Origin of the sequence: Streptomyces uncialis (genome assembly GCF_036250755.1) — a bacterium.
GTDB classification, from domain to species: Bacteria; Actinomycetota; Actinomycetes; order Streptomycetales; family Streptomycetaceae; genus Streptomyces; species Streptomyces uncialis.
In genome coordinates, this window is the sequence record NZ_CP109583.1 from 2414226 (window position 1) to 2434682 (window position 20457).

The following is a 20457-nucleotide window of genomic DNA, read 5'->3' on the forward strand; positions in this document are numbered from 1 at the left end:
GACACCCATGCCCGGAGACCGCTCCTCCCGCCTACGCAAGAGCATCCCCGTCCTGGTCGCCCTTGTCCTGATGACGACCACGATGGTCGCCGCACGCAAACCCGAACCGTCGCCCGGAGCCGTGGCCAGAACCGCCGCCGACTACGCCTTCACCCGCCTGCCGATCGCCTACCCCCCGGGCTACCAGCCGGGCGAGCGGACCGTCCGGCCGGTGCACCCCGCCTACAGCAGGATCCAGTCGTGGATCTCGTCGGTGGGCGCGGGGATCGCCATGAACGACCTGGACGGCACCGGCTCGTCCGCGGACCTGTGCGTCGTGGACTCCCGTACCGACAAGGTGGTGGTTACACCGGTCCCGGGGACGGGCACGCGCTACACCCCCTTCGTGCTGGACCCCGCGCCGCTGCCCATGGACTCCGTGATGGCGCCCATGGGCTGCGTCCCGGGCGACTACGACGAGGACGGGCGGATGGATCTGCTCGTCTACTACTGGGGCCGTACCCCGGTCCTGTTCCTGCGCGACGGCTCACGGACCCCGCTGTCCCACCGCTCGTACACCCCGCGTGAACTCGTACCGGCCGAGGGGCCGGCGGGCGGCACCTACCGGGGCCCGCGCTGGAACTCCAACGCCGTGTCCGTCGCGGACTTCGACGGCGACAGCCACCCGGACATCTTCGTCGGCAACTACTTCCCCGACTCCAGGATCCTGGACCCCGAGGGCACCGACGACGTCGTCATGCAGCACTCCATGTCCCACGCCCGGAACGCGGGAGGCGGGCATCTGCTGCGCCGCACCGCGGCCGGGGCCCGCTACACGGAGGTGCCGGGCGCCCTGCCGCGCGGCCAGGCGAAGGGCTGGACGCTGGCCGCCGCCGCCGCGGACATCGACGGGGACCTGCTGCCCGAGCTGTACATCGGCAACGACTTCGGCCCCGACCATCTGCTGCGCAACGACTCGTCGCCGGGCCGGATCGCCTTCACGGCGGTGCACGGGCGCCGGGGCCCGACGACCCCCAAGTCGAAGGCGCTCGGCAACGACTCCTTCAAGGGGATGGGCGTCGACTTCGCCGATCTGCGCGGCAGGGGACGCTTCGACATCTTCGTCTCGAACATCACGACGTCCTTCGGGCTCCAGGAGAGCAACTTCGCGTTCCTCAACGACGCCTCCGGACCCGAGGCGGCCCGGCGCGCGTTGAAGGACGGCCGTGCCCCGTTCACGGACCGCAGCGCGGACCTCGGGGTGGCGTGGAGCGGCTGGAGCTGGGATGCCAAGGCCGCCGACTTCGCCGGTGGCGGGCTGCCCGCGATCGTACAGACCAACGGCTTCGTGCGGGGCGACACCAACCGCTGGCCCGAGCTCCAGGAACTGGCCATGGCCAACGACGAACTGCTCAGGTTCCCCCAGGTCTGGCCGGATTTCGAACCCGGCGACGATTTGTCGGGCCGTCAGCCGCTGTCCTTCTGGGCACCCGACGGCAAGGGCGGGTACATAGACATCGCGGAGCGTCTCGGCATCGACGAGTCGATCCCCAGCCGGGGCGTCGCCCTCGGGCACTCCCGGCCCGGCGGCGCTCCAGGACTCGCCGTCGCCCGGCAGTGGGGCGCGCCCGTCTACTACCGCAACGACGCTCCGGCCGCCGACCGGCGGATCACCCTGGACCTGCGCAAGCCGGTCCGCGGGGACCGAGCGCCGTCCGGCGGCACACCGGCCGTCGGCGCCCAGGCCCGGATCACCGTCGACGGACGGACCACCCTGCACCAGGTCGACGGCGGCAGCGGCCACTCAGGCAAACGCGACTTCCTCCTGTCCGGCGGACTCGGCGACAGCGCGTCCGCCCACGTGGAGATCCGGTGGCTCGACGCGACGGGCACCCCGCGACGGCAGTCGCTCACGCTGAACGCCGGACGGCACACGCTCCTGCTCGACGCCCGCGCCACGGAGGTGACCAAGCGATGACCCATCTCGCCCGGCCCCAGCAGGACATACCCGACCGGACGCGCCCCGGTGCCGACCCGGAGGCACCGCCCGGGACGGAGAAGAAACGTCCCCTCCCCGATCCCCGCTATGTGGCCCTGCGCAACTTCGCCCTGTCGATCTCGGTACTCAACATCCTCGGCTACACCGTGCTGGGCTTCGAACAGCCGTGGCTCTGGCCGCTGGCGGCGGTCGCCGCCGCCTACGCGACGGAGATCCTGCTGGAGTGGCTCACCGCCTGGAGCGAGCGGCGGCCCACGCGCTTCGGCGGGGGGTTCCGGGCGCTCTACGAGTTCCTGCTGCCCGCCCACATCACCGCGCTCGCGTGCAACATGCTGCTCTACGCCAACGACCACATCCTGCCGATGCTGTGCGCCGTGGTGATCGGGGTCGCCCAGAAGACCGTGCTGCGGGCCCCGGTGAAGGGCCGGATGCGGCACTTCATGAACCCGTCGAACTTCGGGATCACCGTCGTGCTGCTCGCCTACAGCTGGATCGCCATCGCGCCGCCCTACCACTTCACCGAGCACCTCAACGCGTACGGGAGCTGGGGGCTGCCCGCCGTGATCCTGATCGCCGGGACCCTGCTGAACGCCAAGCTGACCCGCAAACTGCCCCTGATCGCGGGGTGGGTGGGGGCCTTCGTCCTCCAGGCCGTGGCCCGCTGGCTGTTCCTGGACAGCAGTCTGGTGTCGGCGCTCTCGGTGATGAGCGGGGTGGCGTTCATCCTGTTCACCAACTACATGATCACCGACCCGGGCACCACCCCGTTCCGGCCCCGGGACCAGGTGGTCTTCGGGGCGAGCGTGGGCGTCGTGTACGGACTGCTCATCCTCGCGCACATCCCGTACACGCTGTTCTTCGCGGTGAGCCTGGTGTGCGCGGTACGCGGCGCGGGCTGGTGGGCCGCGCACGCGCTGACCGTGCTCCGCCGTCCGGCGGTCCCCTCGGGCGCGCCCGCCGCCGGGGCCGGCGCGTGAACGCGGCGCCGCGGATCAGCGTGGTCGGGATGGCCTGCCGCTATCCGGACGCGGACGATCCGGACCAGCTCTGGGAGAACGTCCTGGCGGGCCGCCGGGCCTTCCGGCCCATCCCGCCGGAGCGGCTCGACACCGCGGACTACCTCCCCGGGGCAGCGGGCGCCGACTCGTTCGCGCTGACGCATGCCGCGCTCCTGGAGGGATTCACCTTCGACCGGGCGGACTTCGGGATCGCGGGCACCACGTTCCGCACCACCGACACCGTGCACTGGCTCGCGCTGGACACCGCGCGCCGCGCGCTGCTCGACGCCGGTCTGCCGCGGGGCCGGGGGCTGCCGCGGGCGTCGACCGCGGTGGTCCTCGGCAACTCCCTCACCGGGGACAGCAGCCGGGCCAACTCGCTGAGGCTGCGCTATCCGTACGTCCGGCGGATCGTCGCACGACTGCTCGACGAGCGGGGCATGGGCCTGCGGGAGTCGGCCGAACTGCTCAGGGAACTGGAGCACCGGTTCAAGGCGCCGTTCCCCGAACCCGACGAGGACACCCTCGCGGGTGGGCTGGCCAATACCGTGGCCGGACGGATCTGCAACCACTTCGATCTGCGGGGCGGCGGGTTCACCGTGGACGGCGCGTGCGCGTCGTCGCTCCTCGCGGTCGCGGACGGCTGCCGGATGCTGGCCTCCGGTGAGGCCGACGCGGCGATCGTCGGCGGGGTCGACCTCAGCATCGATCCGTTCGAGCTGATCGGTTTCGCCCGTACCGGGGCGCTCGCCACCGACGAGATGCTGGTGTACGACCGGGCGTCGCGGGGCTTTCTGCCCGGCGAGGGCTGCGGCGTCCTGGTGCTGATGCGCGAGCGGGACGCCGACGCCGCCGGTCTTGAGGGCCGCGCCGTGCTGACGGGGTGGGGGGTCTCCAGCGACGGCGCGGGCAGCATCACCCGCCCCACGGCCGAGGGGCATCTGCTGGCCGTCCACCGGGCCTACACACTGGCCGGGTACGCGCCCGGGTCCGTCGGCTGCTTCGAGGGGCACGGGACGGGCACCAAGGTCGGTGACACCACGGAACTGGGCGCCCTGTCCACCGCGCACGGCACGGACGGGCCGCCCGCGGTCATCGGCTCGGTCAAGGCCAACATCGGTCACACCAAGGCCGCCGCGGGGGTCGCGGGACTCATCAAGGCGGTCCAGGCGGTACGGCACCGCGTGCTGCCGCCCGCGACCGGGGTGCGGCTGCCCCATTCGCTGCTGACCGCGCGGGGCCGGTCGCTGCGGCTCGCGGAGCGGCCGGAGGAGTTCCCCGCGGGCCCGGTCCGGGCCGGGGTCTCCGCCATGGGTTTCGGGGGGATCAACACCCATGTCGCCGTCGAGGCGGCCGGGCCGCGTCCGGCGGCCCGTACGGTGGTGCCGCTCGCGGCCCGTACCCCCCAGACGTCCGAACTGCTGGTCCTCGCCGCGGCGGACGGCCCGGCGCTGCGGGAGCGGTGTCTGCGGCTCGCCGCCCTGACCGCGCGGATGTCGTACGCGGAACTCACCGATCTCGCCGCCACCCTGGCCGCCGGGCACAGCGGCCCGGCGCACGGGGCGCGGGGCGCCGTCGTCGCGGCCACCCCCCGGGAGGCGGGCGCCCGGCTGACCCGGCTCGCGGACCTCGCCGTCTCCGGGGCCGGTCAGGTCGTGGACCCGTCGGGCGGGGTGTTCCTCGGCCAGGGCTCCGGACGGCCACGGATCACCCTGCTGCTGCCCGGCCAGGGCGCCCGCGGCGCGGGACAGGCGTTCCGGGCGCGTTTCGACCGGGTGTGGGCCGAGGTCGCGGCCCTCGGCGGGGCCGGTGTCCAGGACGGCGCGGACACCCGGGTGGCACAGCCGCGCATCGTGTCCGCGTCCCTGGCCGCGCTGCGGGTGCTGACCGGGGTGGGGGTCGAGGCGGACACCGCGATCGGGCACAGCCTCGGGGAACTGACCGCGCTGCACTGGGCGGGGAGCTTCGACGCCGCGACCCTGCTGCGGCTCGTCGGGCACCGCGCGGAGCTCATGGCCGCGGCGCCCGGGGGCGCGGGCGCGATGACCGCGCTGAACGCGGCGGCCGACCGGGTGGAGGAGTGGGCCAAGGGCACCGGGGCGGTGGTGGCGGCGCTGAACGGGCCCCGGCAGACCGTGGTGTCCGGGCCGCCGCCGGAGGTCGCGGCCGTCACGGCCGCGGCGCGGCGGGAGGGGGTGGACGCCACCGCGCTCCAGGTGTCGCACGCGTTCCACTCACCGCAGATGGCCGGGGCCGCGCGGGCCCTCCCGGACGCCCTGGCCGGCGAGCCGGTCGGTCCTGCGCGGCGGCCGGTCGTCTCCACCGTCACGGGGCGGCTGCTGGGACCCGGCGACGATCTCTCCGCCCTGCTCGCCCGGCAGTTGGTCTCCCCCGTGCTGTTCGCGCGGGCGGTGGGCGCGGTGGCCGACACCACCGAACTGTTCGTCGAGGCGGGTCCCGGCCACTCCCTCGCGGCGTTCGCCGCGGCATGCGCCCCCGGGGTGCCGGTGGTCAGCGTCGCCACGGACGCCGCCTCCGTACGGGGGCTGCTGGACGTGGTGGCCGCGGCCCACGCGCTCGGTGCCCCGGTACGGCCGCGGGTCCTGTTCGACGACCGGCTGACCCGGCCGTTCCCCCTCGACCGGACGTTCCGGTTCCTGACCAACCCCTGCGAGGAGGTACCGCCCGCCCCCGTCGGCCATGAGCCCCCGCCGAGCGCCGCGGACGGCACGCCCGGGAAGGCCGAGGGCCCGGCGGCCGGGATCGCGGACGCCCCCGCCGACGCGCTCACCGCGCTGCGGGCGCGTGTCGCGGAGCGGGCGGAGCTGCCGGTGGCGGCGATCGGCCCGGAGCTGGCGCTCCTCGACGACCTCCATCTGAGCTCCATCACGGTCGGTCAGATCGTGGCGCGCACGGCGGCGGACATCGGTGTGGATCCGCCGGTGGAGATGACCCCGATGGCCACGGCGACGGTCGGCGAGATCGCCGCGCTGCTCTCCGCCGGGCCGGAGCGCGCCGACGAGGCCGCCTCCGCGCCGGTCCCCGGGGTGGGTTCCTGGGTACGCGGGTACCGGATGGACTGGGCGGCGGACCCGCTGCCCGCCACCGGCCCGGACACGGAACCGGACACCGCGCCCACCGGTACCGAAGGCTGGCAGGTCGTCGCGGACCCGCGCGACGCGTTGGCCGGTGTGCTGCCGGCCGCGCTGGCCCGGGTGTCCCGGTCCGGCGGCACCCTGCTGTGCCTGCCCGCACGCGCCGGCGCCGGGACGGCCGGGCTGCTCCTGGCCGCGGCCGGCGCGGTCAAGGACGACGGTCTGCTGGTCGTGGTCCAGCGCGGCCCGGTGGGCGGCGGCTTCGTCAAGTCGCTGCACCTCGAACGTCCGGCCACCACCGTCTGTCTGATCACCGTCCCCGGGATCCCGGACGGCGAGCTGCGCGGGGAGCGGTGGGTGTCGCGGCTCGCGGCCGAGACCGCGGCGGCGCGGGGCTTCACCGAGGCGCGCTATCGCGCCGACGGCACCCGGCTGACCCCCGCGCTGGCCCCGGTCCCGCTCCCGGCCGCGCCGGGGCCCGCGCTCAGCGCCGACGATGTCGTCCTCGTCACCGGGGGCGGCCGGGGGATCACCGCCGAGTGCGCCCGGATGCTGGCCGCGGGGAGCGGCGGAGCCCGGATCGCCGTCCTGGGACGTACCCGGCCCGAGGACGACGAATCGCTGCGGGAGAACCTCGCCCGGCTCGGCCCGGACGTGCGGTACACGCGCGCCGATGTCACCGACCCCGAGGCCGTCAGGTCCGCCGTCCGCGGCATCCGGGCCGCCCTCGGTCCGGTCACCGTGGTGGTGCACGGCGCGGGACGCAATGTGCCGACCGCGCTGCGGTATCTGGACGAGGAGGAGTTCGACGCCACCGTCCGCCCGAAGGTGGACGGACTGCGGCTGGTCCTGGACGCCCTCGGCGACCGGGCCCCGCGGCTGCTGCTCGCCTTCGGCAGTGTCATCGGCCGTTCCGGGCTGCGCGGTGAGGCGCACTACGCCGCCGCGAACGAGTGGCTGCGCGCCTTCGTCGACGACTACCGCCGTGACCGGCCCGGCTGCCGGGGCCTGACCCTGGAGTGGTCGGTGTGGTCCGGCACCGGGATGGGCGACCGGCTGGGGGTCCTCGACTCGCTCGCGCGGCAGGGCGTCAGCCCGCTCACCGTGGACGACGGACTCGATGCCCTGGGCCGGGTGCTGGCCGATCCGGCGCTGGCAGGTCCGGTGATCCTCGCTTCCCGGACCGGCACCCCGGCGACCCTCGCGTACCGGGACCGGACCGAGCGGGACGGACGGTTCGCGGAGCGTGTGCTGGTGGACTGCCCCGGCGCCGAACTGATCACCGAGGCGGAACTGTCCCTGGGCACCGACCCGTACCTCCAGGACCATGTGCTGGAGGGCCAGGCGCTGCTGCCGGGGGTGATGGCCCTGGAGGCGATGGCCCAGACGGCGACCGCGGTCCGCGGGCCGTCCCGGGTCACGGCGCTGACCGATGTCGTGTTCCACCGGGCGGTCACGGTCGCCGAGCGCGGCACCACGGTCCTGCGCATCGCGGCGCTCGCCCGGCACGACGGCACGGTCGACGTGGTGATCCGCGGCGACGGGACGGGGTTCGCGGTCGACCATATGAGCGGCACGGTCCAGTTGAGCTGGACCGGCGATCCGGCCGCCGTCGCGGAACCGGAACCGGCGCCCGTACGGGAGATGCCGGCCGGCCCGGTCTCCGACGGCCGCGGACCGGCGCTGGACCCGGGGCGCGATCTGTACGGCGGCCCGCTGTTCCAGAGCGGCCGCTTCCGGCGGGTGCTGCGGTACCGGGAGATCGCCGCCCGCGGTTGTGCCGCGGTGATCTCCACGGCGGACGACGGCGACTGGTTCGGGATGTTCCACCCGCGGACGCTCGTGCTCGGTGACCCGGGCGCGCGGGACGCCTTCCTGCACGCCGTGCAGGTCTGTGTGCCCCATCGGACGCTGCTGCCCGTCTCGGTGGGCCGGATCACCTTCGGGCGGACCGCCCGGGCGGCGGGAGAACTGCTGCTGACGGCGAGGGAGACGGCGCACGACGGCGACGAGTTCGTCTACCGGCTCACCGTCACCGACAGCTCGGGCCGGGTGGTCGAGCGCTGGGACGACCTGGTGCTGCACGCCGTCCGCGCACCGCGTCGCGCCGGAGGCCCGCGGCCCTGGCCCGCCGCGCTGCTGCCCCCGCTGCTCACCAGGGCGTGGGGGCCCGCCGGGCCCGGTCCACGGGTCCTGGTGGAGCGCACGGGGGGCCCGGGCCGGGGTAGTTCACGGGATGTCCTCGCCCGGCTCACCGGGGGCGGCCTCCCCGGTACCCGCCGCCCGGACGGCAGGCCGGACCCCGAGGACGGCGGCCCGCACGTCAGCGCGTCCCACGGCGCCGGACTCACCCTCGCGCTCGCGGCGGACCGACCGGTGGGCTGCGACATCGAGGAGGTCGCCCACCGGGACGAGCCGGACTGGGCCGGGCTGCTGGGCCCGGGCGGCACGGCGCTGGCCGCCGCCCTGGTCACGGCCGGCTGGCCCGCCGCCGCGCTGCCCGCCGACCACGCGCGGACGGCCGTCTGGGCGGTGGCCGAGGCCCTGCAGAAGGCCGGTGGCGGTCGCGGCGACCGCCCCCATCTGCGGCGGGTCCGCGACGACGGCGGCGCCGAGTTCACGGCGGGCCGGTTCACGGCTCTCGCCTATCCGGTCGTCACCAGGACCGGGCCGGACGGGACGGTGCCCTGTGTGGTCGCCGTCGCTCATGAGGAAAGGGAGGGTCATGCCTGATTTCTTCGAGTACCGGCACATCGTGGGCTTCGAGGACACCAACCTCGTCGGCAATGTCTACTTCGCCCACTACGTGTCCTGGCAGGGGCGCTGCCGGGAGAGCTTCCTGAAGGAACACGCGCCCACGGTGCTCGACGAACTGCGTGCGGGACTGAGGCTGTTCACCGTGAGCTGCCGTTGCGAGTACTTCCGGGAGCTGACCGCCTTCGACACCGTCGCCGTCCGGTTGCGGCTGGATGAACTCCTCAGCACCCAGGTCGGCTTCAGCTTCGACTACGTCCTTCTCGACGCGGAGGGCGAACACCTGGTGGCACGTGGTACCCAGCGGGTGGCCTGTCTGCGCAGCGACGGCCGGGAGACGGTACCCGTACCGGTGCCCGCCGCGCTGCGCGCCGCCCTGGAGCCGTTCCGCCGGATACCGGCGTGAGGGGCCCCCGCAGGTCAGGGAGCATCACCTTCCGCCGACCGGTGGTCTTCTGGACCGGGACGGCCCTGGGCACCCTGGGTGCCGCACTGCATCTGCCCATGTACATCGAGGCGCGGTCCATGGACTACCACATGGCCGGGATGCGCCCCGACGCCACGATGAACATCGGTATGGCCGTCATCGTCCTCGGGGTCGGGCTGGTCCTGTGGGGTCTGCTGCCGCCGCGCCGGGAGAAGCCGGCCCCCGCCGACCTGCGCGTCCGTCCGCTGGACGACTCACGGCTGCGCCCCGCGCACATGGGTCTGATCATCGTGCTGACGCTCGCCGTCACCATCGACGTGATGAAACCGACCACCCTCTCCTTCGTCGCACCGGGGATGGCGGCCGAGTACCACCTCACCTCGCCGCTGCACCCCGACGGAGGTCTCCCGGTGGCGCTGCTGCCGTTCTTCGGACTTCTGGGCACGGTGGTGGGCTCGCTGCTGTGGGGCACCCTCGCGGACCGCATCGGGCGGCGTCCGGCCATCCTCTTCGCGGGCGTGCTGTTCATCACCACGTCGGTCTGCGGGGCGATGCCCTCGTTCACCGGGAACCTGGTGATGTGCTTCTTCATGGGTGTCAGCGCGGGCGGCATGCTCCCGGTGACCTTCACCCTGCTGGCGGAGACGGTGCCCACCCGTCACCGCGGCTGGCTGCTCGTCCTCATCGGCGGGAACGCCGCCCTCGCCTACGCGATCACCAGTCAGCTCGCGGAGTCCCTGATGCCGCAGTACGGCTGGCGCATCCTGTGGCTGGTCGGCATGCCCACCGGGGTACTCCTGCTCCTGCTCAACCGGTGGATACCGGAGTCCCCCCGCTATCTGCTGCTGGCGGGCCGCGCCGACGAGGCCCGCGCGGTGATGGAGCGGTTCGGATCGGCGGCCGTCACCCCGGCGCGGACCGGGCCACCGGCCGGGCCGCGCACGGCGGAGCCCGGACCGCGTACGGAGTCCGGTACGAGGGCGGCGCCGGGGAGCGGAGCGGGAACCGGATCGCGAGCGGGGGCCGGCCACCAGGGCGGGCCGCTGCTGCTGGCCGGACTGCTGCTGCTGGCGCTCAGCGTCGGCATCGTCACCTACGGCTTCCAGTTGTGGGTACCGACCGACCTCCAGCGCATGGGCATCAAGGACATGGACGCCGACCGCATCCTGCGCAACGCGGCGCTGTTCGGACTGCCGCTGAACGTCGTGGCCGCGCTGGCCTACGGGTTCTGGAGTTCGAAGTGGACAGCCGTGGGACTGAGCGCCCTGACGGTGGTGCCGCTGGTCTGCTTCACCGTGCTCGGTGACGGGGTCGCCGACCGGCGCGGACTGCTGATGGCCCTGCTGGCGGTACCCATCGCCAGCATCTACGCCCTGGGGGCGATCACGATCGCCTACGCCGCGGAGATCTTCCCCACCGCCCGCCGCGGGGGCGCCACCGGACGGGTCGCCGGTCTCACCAAGTTCGGCGGGGTGGCGATGCTGGTGCTCACCCTGCTGTCCCTCACCGCACCGGAGTTGGGGGTCACGGCGGCGGCGGGCGCGATCCCCCTGGCCGCCGCCGTGCTGCTGCTGGCGGTGGCGGGGGTGGAGACCCGGCACCGCGCGATCGACGAACCCCTCGACGTACGACCCCGCCCGGTCGAAGTGCCGTAGTCCCGCCGCTCCCGGGAGCGGACGGACGGCCGGACGGTGTCGTACGGGTCCCTGGCCGGCCGCTCCCGAACGCGCGGACGCCCTGGCCGTTCCGCTGGGCCGACCGGGGGACCCGCTCTGCCGGGTGCGCCGGAGGGGCCAGGCCGGGATCGGCCCACGAACAAACAACGACTATACGATTCTTAAGCTTCACCCTCGTGCCAACGCCCCCGCGCGGACCGGTCGGACGAGTTCCGGCCCGGTCCGCGCTGGAGCACCTGTCCGACGCCGGAACCAGCCGAGGAGACACGATGGCCGTGCACACCCCGTCCGGAGCGCGAGCCGACGCGGCGCCGCCAGGGCCCTCCCCTGTCGGCTGGCCCCGTCGGTCCGGCCGCCTGCTGTCCCTCACCGCGGTGGCCGCGCGGCATCTCGCCGCCGGGGCCGCCGACCGGCTGGCCCGCCCCGGGCGACGGGGCCGGCCGCCGGAGCGGCTGCCCCGGCTCCTCGGCGACCTGGGCCCCACCTATGTCAAGGGCGCCCAACTCCTCAGCACCCGCGCGGATCTGCTGTCCCCGGCGGTCTGCGACGCGCTGGGACGGCTGCACGACCGGGTCCCCGGGATGAGCGCGGCGCAACTGGACCGCGCCCTGTCCGAGGCGTACCCGGACGGCTCCGCATGGCCGTTCCGGACGTTCGACCGGACGGCCGTCGCCGGGGGCAGCATCGCCTGTGTGTACCGGGCGGCCCTGCTGGACGGCACCGACGTGGCCGTGAAGCTGCTGCGGCCGGGGGTGCGCCGGGCGATGGAGACCGACTTCGCGCTGCTGGCGTCCGGCGCGCGCCTGGCCGAACGGCTGCCGCCGCTGCGCGGGGTCCCGGCCCGCAGGGTGGTCCGGCAGCTCGGCGACGCGCTGCTGCGCCAGGTCGACCTCGCACGGGAGGCGGACTCCCTGGCCCTGCTGCGGGCCAACCTCGCCGATCTGCCGTTCGTGCGGGTGCCCGCGCCGTTCCCCGCCGCCGCGGGTCCGGGCGCGCTGGTGATGGAGTACGTCGAGCGTCTCGAACGCTTCGCCCCGGGCGACTTCGGCAAGGAGGACCGCAGACAGATCGTCAGGAACGTGCTCCGGTGCGTGTACCGGATGCTGTTCATCGACGGTCTCGTCCACTGCGACATGCATCCGGGCAATCTGTATCTCGGCCCGGACGGCTCCATGGTGCTTCTCGACGCCGGGTTCGTGGTCCGGCTGGAGCCCCGGGTGCGGCTGCTGTTCGCCCGGTTCTTCATGAACCTCTCGCTCGGCCGGGCGGCGGAGGCGGCCGAGTCGGTGCTGCGGAGCGCCGAGCACGTACCGGCCGGCTGCGACCTCGACGCGTTCCGGGCCGAGATCGGCGCCCTGGTGGAGGAGAGCGCCGGGCGGACGGCCGGCCAGTTCAGGCTCGCGCCGTTCGCGACCAGGCTGTTCGACATCCAGCGCCGCAGCGGGGTGGCGGCGGCCCCCGAGTTCGTCTTCCCGCTGATGTCGCTGCTGGTGCTCGAAGGCATGATCAACGACTTCGACGTGGACGTCGACTTCCAGGGCGAGGCCATCCCCACCCTGCTCGCCGCCCTGAACCGCTGACGACCGCCCGCCGATCCCGGAAGAGGCACCGCGATGGACGAACTCGCCGTACACCGGTACGCGCCGGGACCCCGGGCCCGGCTGGGCAGCGGTCCGCCCCGCTCCTGGTCCGTGCTCGGGGAACCCTCCACCGCCGCCGAGCGGATGCACCGGGCCCGGGTGAGCGGCGCCGCGCCGGCCGTCGCCGTCGTGCTCGGCGAGCACTACGGGCGGCACGCGGACCGCGCGCTGCTCCAGGGACTCGCCCTGCGCCGGACGCACGGCTGGCCCCTGGTCCTGGTGCACCGGGGCGCGGGTGGCGGGAGCCTGCTGCGGGCCGTGGCGCTGGAGGAACCCGGCCCGCCGCTGGCCACGGTGGAACTTACGTGCGCCGGGGCCGAGGCGACAGTGGCCGAGGTCGCCCGCGCGGCGCTCGGCGACACCCGCTGGCCGGACCCGCCGGGAAGCCGCCGGGACGTACTGGCCGGCGCGGACGGGCGCACAGCCTTCGCCCGCTGGCGGCCGTCGGCGCTCCCCGCGGCGCGCCCGCCGACGGGCCCGTGCTGATCACGGGCGGACTCGGGGGCCTCGGACTGCGGATCGCGGCGGTGCTGGCGGCGGCCGGTGCCGACGACATCACCCTGCTCGACGTGACGCCCCCGGGCGCGCTGCCCCGCGCGGACGCCGCGGTGCTGGGAAGGCTGCGGGCCCGGGTCCCAGGGCTGCGTGTGCTGACCGCCGACGTGACCGATCGCGCGGCGGTGGCCCGGACGCTGGCCGGGGCACGGCCGGTGACCGTGGTGCACTGCGCGGGCCGGGTCGCCGGGGCCCCGGTGAGCGACTGCGCGCCCGGCGATCTCGCGGCGCTGCGCGGGCCGAAGTCCACCGGGCTGTCCCATGTCCTCGCCGCGGTACGGCACTCGTCGTTGCGCGCCCTGCTGTGTTTCGGCTCGGTGACGTCCCACCGCGCGCACCGGATGATGGGGGGATACGGGCTCGCCAACGAGATCCTGCGCAGAAGGGCGCTGGCCGTCGCCCCCCGGCTGCCCGGCTGCGCCGTGGTGGTGGCCGAGTGGTCGCTGTGGAGCGGTGCGGGGCAGGCCCATCGGATGGGCGTGGTCGCCGGGGCGGCCCGTCAGGGCATGGCCCCCATACCGCTGCGGACGGGGCTGGACGCGGTGACCCGGCTGTTGGCGTGGCCCCGGGGTCCGGAGCACGCCGCCGCCCTGCTGCTCACTCCCGTCGCTTACGGCGCTCTGCCCACGGCGGTGGTCGACGAGGGCGACACGGCGGGGCACTCCGGCAGGCGTGCCAATCTCTGAGAAGCGCTCCCCACCTTCCCTCACTTAATTTGTCTATAACGACCAGCCGACTACATGGTAGGGAAGGACTGGTATGGCCATCGACTTGCGCCGAAAGTCACCGGCAGATCTGGCGGAGGGCCGGGCGAACGGCTGGGCCGATACGGTCGAGGACCCGGTACTGCTGGAGGACCTCGGCACCGAACAACGCGAAGCGCTGAACTTCGCCTACCGGACCACGCTCAGCAATGTGGACCCCCGGTTCGTCGCCGGTGACCCCGCCGCGTGGGCGAGCGACTTCGGGTACGCCCTGGACCGGGTGGCGATCCGACTGGACAACCGCAGCAACGAGGAGCTGCGCCGTGCGGCCCTCCAGCACGCCGACCCCGCGATGCGGGAGCAGGCGCTGTTCGAGTACGCGGACCGTGACCACGCGGACGCGATCGAGCTGCTGGCCCAGGCGATCAGGCAGGACACCGACCGTCAGGTCCGCTGGGACGCGCTGTGGGCGGTCGAGAAGCTGGGCGGCCCCGAAGCCATCGCGGCGCTGCGGCAGTTCCTCGACGACCCCGACCCGGAGATCGCGGAGTGGTCGAAGCTGTTCATCAGCGAGTTGCAGACCGGCGACCCGGCCTTCGACGACCGTGAAGGCAGCTTCACCCCCGGCCGGACGTTCGACGAGACGATCTTCCTGCTGATCCACTGCGATCTGTATGTGCGGCTCGACCCGTCGAACCAGCACTGGGGCAAGATCTCCCTGGCCCCGCAGGGTCTGGCGCGCATCTACGGGCAGGCGCACGCGTGCCCGAACGTCGCCACGCGTGAGAAGCAACTGGTCATCGCGAAGACGATCGAGGGGCTGCACGCCGACGGCACCCCGCACGTGGACAACTATCTGTTCCGCGGGTTCACCGAGCGCAGCCGGCGGGACCGCGGCAACTTCTTCTTCGAGTCGCTGGTGCCCCGGCCGTTCTTCAAGTCCGGCCGCGCCGACGACCCGTCGGAAGGTGTCCGGGAGGCGAACATCGGCTTCGCCCGGTACGGGACCTGGCATCTCGACCCCAAGTTCCAGGTGCGCGGCGAGGCCGCCATCCGGTACGTACGCGGTCGCTTCCAGGGCTGGGGGCACGTCAATCTCTCCCGGATCGCCGGGCGCTCGCTGGAAGAGATCCTGGTCCCGGGCAACGGCGTCCTGTCGACCCTGCACGACGAGGAGGTCGGTCCGATGACCAACGCCTTCATCCTCGGCACGTTCAAGGGCAAGCTCAACGACTGGGACGGCGACGGGGTCATCGACCTCAACTCCCGGGACGTGTACTCGACGGCCGATGGGGACATCGACACCGACCAGGACGGGATCCCCGACCAGGCCGGACTCACCTGCTGCGACTGGACCACCCAGCAACTTCCGTGAGCGGCCGCCGGTTGCCACCTCCCAACGACGAAAGGCAATTGAGATGACCGACTCGTCATCCCGGCCCACCACCGTGTACGGCCGTCCGGTCACCACGGACGGTGTTCCCAACCTGTACGAGGGCACCGCGGTGGCCCCGTGGACACCTCCGGCGCCCGGTATCGACAATCTGGGCATCACCTCGGTCGACACCTTCGCCGTCCCGGGTGTCGGTGAGTACACCGTCGACTTCAGCGGCTATGTCCGGGTGGTGCGGTCCGAACCGACCTCCGAGGAATGGTCCAGCGCCGAGGTCTACACCAACCTGATCGAGATGAAGATGGTCGGTGAGTGCGCCGAACTCGGGCGCATCACCGTCACCCTCAACCCGGACTGCCTGTCGACGGGCCAGATCCGTACCCCGTTCGACCCCTACGCGGGTGAGGGTCCGGCCGCCAAGGCGTGCCGGATGGCGGTGGGAGCCATCTTCGACATGCCGAAGCTCGGTCTGCGGCTGGCGAACAAGGAACCCATCATCCTCACCATCGACGATGTGCGGCAGATCCCGCCCGCCGGTTCCCCCGGCAAGGGCCAGATCTACCGGATGCTGCCGCTGCACGACGTCCAGCGGCTCGACGACTCCCCGGTGGCCTATGTGACCAGCCTGCGCTTCACCATGGGCGGGTACACCACGGTGGAGGCCATGGCCGCACGGTGACGGCCGCCCGCGTCAAGGGGCGGGCAGGGGCCGGCTCCCGGCCTCTGCCCGTCGGGGCGCCCGGGCTTCCCTCCGCCCGGCGCCCATACCGCGGGCGGCACCAGGGTGCCGGACCCCGGCCCGGGGTCCGGCACCCGTCGCGGGTGCGCTACCGCTTCAGAGTCCGAGGGCCTCGGCGGCCAGGGCGGTCCCCCGTACCCGCGCGTCGATCTTCGCGAAGGCCACGTCGCGCGAGGTGGAAGTGTCGTCGGCGAACGGCGAGAAGCCGCAGTCGTCGCAGGTGCCCAACTGCTCCACCGGGAGGTGACGGGCCGCGAGCAGCACCCGGTCACGTACTTCCTCCGGGGTCTCCACCCTAGGGTCGATCGGATCGGTCACGCCCACGAACACCCGCACACCGGGCGGCAGATGCTCGGCGATGATGCCGAGGACGCGTTCGGGGTCGGGCTCGCTGGCGAGCTGGACGTAGAAGTTGCCCGCCTTCAGCTGGAAGAGCTTCGGCAGCAGGCCCGCGTAGTCGACATCGAGGCTGTGGGTGGAGTCGAGGTCGCCGCCGGGGCAGGTGTGCACCCCGATCCGGGCCCGGTCGGCCTCGTCGAACCGGCCGAGGACCTCATTGTTCAGGGCGATGAAGCCGTCGAGCAGGGCGCCGCCCGGGTCCAGCTTGAGTGCCAGACGGCCTTCGGTGAAGTCGAGCTGCACCACATGCGCGCCCGCTTCCAGACAGCCGCGGATGTCGGCCTCGGCCTCGTCGGCCAGATCGCTCAGGAACGCCTCGCGGGAGTATCCGTCGATGGCGTCGGCCGGGTACAGCAGGCTGAGCGCCGAAGGCGCGATGACCGCCTGCTTGAGGGGACGACCGGTGTGCCGCCGGGCGTCACGCAGATACGAGTCCGCGCGGACCTGGTAGCGGAAGGGGCCCTCGGTCAGATGCGGCAGCTGCCGGACATGGCCGTCGGCGAAGGGGAGGGTGACGCCGTGCGGGTCGAGGGTGGCCAGACCCGCGACCGGGTAAGTGGCGAAGCTCGGCTTGGACTGCTCGCCGTCGACCAGGACCGGGCAGCCGAGCGCCTCCAGACGGGCGAGCGTGTCCACCGTCGCCCGCTGCTGAAGCTCCGTCAACTTCCCTTCGCTTAGGCGTCCTTGGGCGTGCTCACCGAGCGCCTCCTGGAGGGCGCGGGGCCGGGGGATGCTGCCGACAGGTTCTGTGGGGATGCTCATGCGCGGACCATAGGAAGCCTCCCTCCTCCCACGCAAGGCAGCGTGACCGGGTCGAGCGGTCGTACTCCCGGGCGGCGGTCCGGGGCGGGCGGACCTCCGGACGCCGTATCGCCCCAGGTCACCGAGTTCCTCGCGGCGCGACCGCCCGCCGGTACGCACCGTGGACCGGCCCGCGCGACGAACCATGGGCCTTGGCGGGTTCACCGGTTCTGAGTACTTCCCCCGGTGCCGGACGGCGGCGGAGCGTGGCCCCGGATCGGAACCGCCGACAGCTCCGCCGCAGCACCGACGCCGCCCACGGGGAGCCCGCGCGCCTCGCGTCCGGACCGGGCGGCGCCGGGGTTCACGCCAAAGCCCGGCGGGGGCGTGCGCGGGCGGCGGCGGGGTGGTACCCCGGTTCCTCGTCGCAGGTGGGAGGTCCGGGCGCGGTGACACGGGAACGCCACAGAAATCGGACATGTCTTCTTGTTGTGGGGTATTCGGGGTGGTGCGGCGCTGCCAGAATCCCGCTCCGGCTGGGGCTTACCCGGGCTTCAGGGCCTTCGAGAGGAGAGCGTGTCATGGGGTTCATGCGGTTCAAGACGACGGGCTACAACTGGGTGCAGGCGTATCCGGCGGGCGGTGAGTGGCGGCTGCTGTTCGGGCGGGGCAAGGAGGGTGCCCTGGTCAGTGAGCAGCGCCTGCTGAGCCAGGAGTGGCTCAGCACGATCGTGCCGAAGCTGGTCCACGCCCAAGGGCTGTACGCGAGTGACTGCGCGCTGCTGCTGTCCCGTCCCGGGGAGTCCCTGCGGAGCCTGTTCCTCCGGGGCGACACCTACGAGTGGTTCGACTGGGAGCAGGGGAGGGTCCTGAGCGAGGGGCCGTGGGCCGGGCTGGAGAACTGGGGCGCCGCGCTCCCGGCCGGCTGGCGTTCGCAGATCGACGCCCTGTTCCCGGCGCCCGACGCGGCGGACGGGGCGCGGCAGACGTACTTCTTCAAGGGGAACCGGGTCCTCACCCTGAACTCGTCCACCGGGGTGGTGCGCGAGGCGCTGATCACCGACGGTCCGGACGCCTCGGACTGTGCGGGCTGGGCGCGGTTACCGGAGGAGTTCCGCCAGGACCTGGATCATGTCGCGGCGTACAAGGCGGCGTCCGACGGGACCCGGCAGAGTCTGCTGATCAAGGGCACCCAGGGTGTTCTGCTGAACTGGAGGACCGGGTTACTGGCCTCCGGCGCTCTCGACCGCCTCGGGATACCCGGCCTGGCGGCGCTCCCGGAGCGGTTCCGCGTTCCCTACCGTCCGGTCACCGGTCGCTGGACCGGTGCCGTCGGCAACCAGCGGATCGAGCTCCGGGTCGATCTGGAGGGCGAGCGTCCGCTGGGCGTCGTCAGCGGTGATCTGTTCACCGGCGACACCTGGACCGACTCCTTCCGCACCAGCGGCACTCTGATCGTCACACCGAGTGTCAACAGGTTCACCCTCATCCAGTCGGGTCTGTCCTGGGCGAACAACTCACCGCTGACCGACCTCTTCCTCACGCTCCCCCGGACCGCCGTGACCAGCCCCGAAGGCAGCAACGCCAGCCTGATCCTCCACGGCGCCGGCGCCGGCCAGGAACTGAACCTCGGCTGCTACTACGCCGGTCCGGCGCTGCGGTCGGTGGAGATGGAGACCGACGCCCTGGCGGGCACCCAGGTCTTCCAGCAGTACGACACCTCCCGGGGCAATGCCCCGCGGGGCTACCGCCACCGGAGCCTGACCGTCGCCTCCGCCTACGCCGAGGCGGGCGTCGAGCTCAAGAACGCGGGGCAGGTCAATGTGGTCGCCAATACCTCGGGCGACGACCTGCGGTGGTCGGAGGCGGAGCTGCATGCCGCGATGACGGCCAACTTCAGTCTGCACCGCGAGGTGGAGCAGTGGAAGATCTGGACCTTCGTCGCCACCCGCTACACCCTCGACGGCGCCGCCGGGCTCATGTTCGACCAGATGGGCAGGGAACGTCAGGGCATGGTCGTCTTCCACGACACCCTGCGGGACTACGGTCTCATCGGCGACTCCATGGAGCTGTTCTGCTACGTCCACGAACTCGGGCATGTCTTCAACATGCTCCACGCCTGGGAGAAGAACATTGCCAAACCGCCCGCCCCGCTGGGGCCGAACAGCGGCTTCGGCGAACTGTCGTGGATGAACTACCCGCAGGCGTACAACAACGGTGACCGGGCCGGAGGACAGCACTTCTGGCAGGACTTCCCCTACCAGTTCAGCGACAACGAACTGCGCCATCTGCGCCACGGCTACTACCGTCATATCGTCCCCGGCGGTGACAACGCCCTCACCAACGCCGCCCTTGACCTCAGCGCCACCGCACAGGCGTTCATCCTCCCGTCGGCCGGTGAGGACCCGGGGCTCTCCCTCTCCCTCGGGGGGAAGCAGGTCTTCGGCTACGGCGAACCGGTCATGGCCGAACTCCGGCTCTCCCGTACCGGTGTGACCGGGGACGCGACAGTGGCCGCGAGCATCGGCCCGAAGGGCGAACGCACCACCATCGTGATCAGCGACCCCTACGGCCGTACCCGCGCCTTCCGCCCCGTCGCCCGCGCCTGCACCGGCCACGGCGACGCCGAACGGACGGTCACCCTCACCGAGGACCGGCCGTCGGTGTACGAGACCGCCTACCTCGGATACGGCAGCGACGGACTGTACTTCGCCGAACCCGGCACCTACCGGGTCACCGCCGTCCACACCGGACTCGACGGCGCCCGCACCGTCTCCGCCACCCGCACCCTCCGGGTCCGGACCCCGCTGGACCGCGCGGACCAGGAGGTCGGTGAACTCCTCACCGGCGACCAACAGGGCACCCTGCTCGCCTTCCTCGGCTCCGACGCCCCCCATCTCACCAGCGGCAACGACGCCCTCCAGGAACTGATCGAACGCCACGGCGACCACCCGCTCGCCGCCTACGCCCGCCTCGCACACGGCGCCAACGCCGGACGCCACTTCCAGACCATCGGTGACGGACAACTCCATGTCCGCCAACCCGACATCACCACATCGGTCACCCAGCTCACCGAGGCCATCGCCACGTCGCGCACCGACCAGGACACCGGACTCGACAACCTCACCCTCAACGCCGCCCTGCGCCGTCTCGCCACCGTCCACGCCAAGGCCGGTGACCTCGAACGCGCCGACGCCACCCTCGACACCCTCGTCACCCACTTCCACGACCAGGGCGTCCCGGCCCACGTCGAGCAGCGCATCCAGCAGCAGGCCGACGAGACCCGCGCCCGGATCCACGAAGCGGCCGGAGAACCCACGGCTCCCTGAACCGGCAAGGCACCCGCCCCGGCAGCGGG

Annotated in this window: 12 protein-coding genes; 11 read left to right on the forward strand and 1 reads right to left on the reverse strand. The window is 73.0% G+C overall.

What is annotated here, in order from left to right:
• The first annotated feature begins 7 nt into the window (after positions 1 to 7).
• The 10 genes from OG711_RS09860 (at position 8) to OG711_RS09905 (ending at position 15899) form a co-directional block, all read left to right on the forward strand.
• On the forward strand, positions 8 to 1957 hold the full coding sequence (locus tag OG711_RS09860) for a CRTAC1 family protein (protein ID WP_329559079.1): 1950 nt from the start codon (positions 8 to 10) through the stop codon (positions 1955 to 1957).
• Positions 1954 to 2955: an enediyne biosynthesis protein gene (locus OG711_RS09865; RefSeq protein WP_329559080.1), complete on the forward strand. Its 1002-nt coding sequence runs from the start codon at positions 1954 to 1956 to the stop codon at positions 2953 to 2955. The genes OG711_RS09860 and OG711_RS09865 overlap by 4 nt, the downstream gene beginning before the upstream one ends.
• Entirely contained in the window at positions 2952 to 8804 is a 5853-nt protein-coding gene (locus tag OG711_RS09870) for a type I polyketide synthase (protein ID WP_329559081.1), read from the forward strand. The genes OG711_RS09865 and OG711_RS09870 overlap by 4 nt, the downstream gene beginning before the upstream one ends.
• A complete protein-coding gene (locus tag OG711_RS09875) occupies positions 8797 to 9231 on the forward strand; it encodes an acyl-CoA thioesterase (RefSeq protein WP_073789563.1) in 435 nt (144 codons plus the stop codon). The genes OG711_RS09870 and OG711_RS09875 overlap by 8 nt, the downstream gene beginning before the upstream one ends.
• Before the next feature lie 41 nt (positions 9232 to 9272).
• Positions 9273 to 10907: an MFS transporter gene (locus OG711_RS09880; RefSeq protein ID WP_329559082.1), complete on the forward strand. Its 1635-nt coding sequence runs from the start codon at positions 9273 to 9275 to the stop codon at positions 10905 to 10907.
• 290 nt (positions 10908 to 11197) lie between these two features.
• Positions 11198 to 12508: an ABC1 kinase family protein gene (locus tag OG711_RS09885; RefSeq protein ID WP_329559083.1), complete on the forward strand. Its 1311-nt coding sequence runs from the start codon at positions 11198 to 11200 to the stop codon at positions 12506 to 12508.
• Between the two features lie 33 nt (positions 12509 to 12541).
• Complete coding sequence (locus OG711_RS09890) at positions 12542 to 13054, forward strand: hypothetical protein (protein WP_329559084.1); 513 nt, start codon at positions 12542 to 12544, stop codon at positions 13052 to 13054.
• Positions 13048 to 13809: a KR domain-containing protein gene (locus OG711_RS09895; RefSeq protein ID WP_329559085.1), complete on the forward strand. Its 762-nt coding sequence runs from the start codon at positions 13048 to 13050 to the stop codon at positions 13807 to 13809. Before OG711_RS09890 ends, OG711_RS09895 begins: the two co-directional genes overlap by 7 nt.
• A 73-nt stretch (positions 13810 to 13882) precedes the next feature.
• Positions 13883 to 15202: a HEAT repeat domain-containing protein gene (locus tag OG711_RS09900; RefSeq protein WP_329559086.1), complete on the forward strand. Its 1320-nt coding sequence runs from the start codon at positions 13883 to 13885 to the stop codon at positions 15200 to 15202.
• Positions 15203 to 15245: 43 nt separating this feature from the next.
• A complete protein-coding gene (locus OG711_RS09905; RefSeq protein ID WP_073789556.1) occupies positions 15246 to 15899 on the forward strand; it encodes a DUF6073 family protein in 654 nt (217 codons plus the stop codon).
• A 156-nt stretch (positions 15900 to 16055) separates the two neighbouring features.
• Here the strand turns inward: OG711_RS09905 and OG711_RS09910 are convergent, their stop codons facing one another.
• Entirely contained in the window at positions 16056 to 17120 is a 1065-nt protein-coding gene (locus OG711_RS09910) for a cobalamin-independent methionine synthase II family protein (RefSeq protein ID WP_073789554.1), read from the reverse strand.
• Between the two features lie 560 nt (positions 17121 to 17680).
• On the opposite strand from OG711_RS09910, the gene OG711_RS09915 reads away from it, so the two are divergent.
• A complete protein-coding gene (locus tag OG711_RS09915; RefSeq protein ID WP_329559087.1) occupies positions 17681 to 20428 on the forward strand; it encodes a hypothetical protein in 2748 nt (915 codons plus the stop codon).
• The last annotated feature ends 29 nt before the right edge of the window (positions 20429 to 20457 follow it).